This window comes from Pseudomonas sp. SWRI92, from assembly GCF_014268685.1.
GTDB classification, from domain to species: Bacteria; Pseudomonadota; Gammaproteobacteria; order Pseudomonadales; family Pseudomonadaceae; genus Aquipseudomonas; species Aquipseudomonas marvdashtae.
The window spans coordinates 1-1,410 of record NZ_JABWQY010000038.1 but is presented as its reverse complement, the minus strand read 5'-3'; the positions used below and the strand labels follow the sequence as shown (position 1 = coordinate 1,410).

General features: G+C 65.2%; 1 pseudogene. It reads right to left on the bottom strand.

Features of this window, described 5'->3' with window-relative positions:
* Positions 1–1,410: pseudogene (locus HU762_RS26480) on the bottom strand (RHS repeat protein); the annotation flags it as partial.

The following is a 1,410-nucleotide window of genomic DNA, read 5'->3' as shown; positions in this document are numbered from 1 at the left end:
CGAGTCGTAGCGGTATTTCAGTTCGCTGCCGTCGGGGTTGAGGCGGCGGCTGATCAGGTGCAGGTCGTCGGCGTATTCGTAGCGGGTGATGCGCCCCAGTTCGTCGCGTTCGGCGGTGACCTTGCCGTAGGCGTTGTAGCTCCAGGCGCGGGTCGCGCCGGTGGGCAGGGTGGTTTGCAGCAAGCGGCCGACGGCGTCCCATTGGTAATGGGTAATGGCGCCGTGTTCGTCCTGGCGGGTCAGCAAACGCCCGAGGGCGTCGTAGGAAAAGATCCGCTGGCTGTCGTCGGGCAGGGTTTCTTCGGTCAACTGGCCCAGGCGATTACGGACGAAGGCGTGTTGGCTGCCATCGGGGTAGCGGATCGAGATCAGCTGGCCCTGGGTGTCGTAGGAGTACCAAGTACTGTGGCGATCCGGGTCGATGGCCTCGATCACATCGCCCTGCTCATTGCGCCGGTAGGTCCACACGGCGTTGCCGCGATGCCGGGCGTGCAGGAAACCGTTGCGGTACTCGTAGGACGTGGGCTCGCCTTCGGGCGGAATCAGCGCCGCCAGCCGTCCGACTTCGTCGTAGCGGTATTCGGTCACCGCGCCGAGCGGGTCTTGTTCGGCGACCAGCCGACCCTGTTCGTCATAGGCCTTGAGGTGTTCGCCGCCATTAGGATCGACCTGGCGCACCAGTCGCGCCCGGTCGTCATGGACGTACACTTCCCGGCTGCCATCGAGGTTCTGGACCGTGACGCTGCCGTCCTCGCCCCAGCTGTAGCGGCTGTCCATCTGCGCGAACGAGGCCCAGTGCCGCACGCAGCGCGCCGCCGGACCGAGGCCTTGCCATTCCCAATAAAAACTTGCGCCGCCGGCCAGTTGCCGTTGGAGGATGACGTGCTGGTCGTCGTAGTCGTAGCGTTCGCTTTCGCCGGCGGCGTTGGTCGCTTCGATCAACCGGAAACGGGCGTCGTAGCGGTAGGTCACCAGCGTCTGTTCGGTGCGCCAGGCTTCGTCCGGGTGCAGTTCCGGGTGAAAACCCTGGTAGTCGATGGCGACCAGATGACGATGTTCGTAGCGCAGGCGCAGGCGCAGGCAGCGCCGAGCGCCGTTGTCCAGGCGGCTGATGTCGCCGTAGATGTTGCGCTGGATCGTCAGGCGGTTGTCGTACCGATCGCTCAGAGCGATCAGATGACCGTCGCGAAAGTGTAGGAAAGGCGCACCGTCGCCGGGTTGGGCGATGATCAGTTCGTCCGGCTCGGCGCTCAGGTAGATCGCCGCACGGGCCAGGCTGTTGTGGATCGCCGGGCGTTGCAGGCTCGGTCGGGGAAACGTGGTGCGGCGGTTTTCCTGGTCGATCCAGATGACCTGCTCGCCTTCAATCAACAGGCGATGGGCCAGGGCATGGCTCCAGCCACGGCCGAG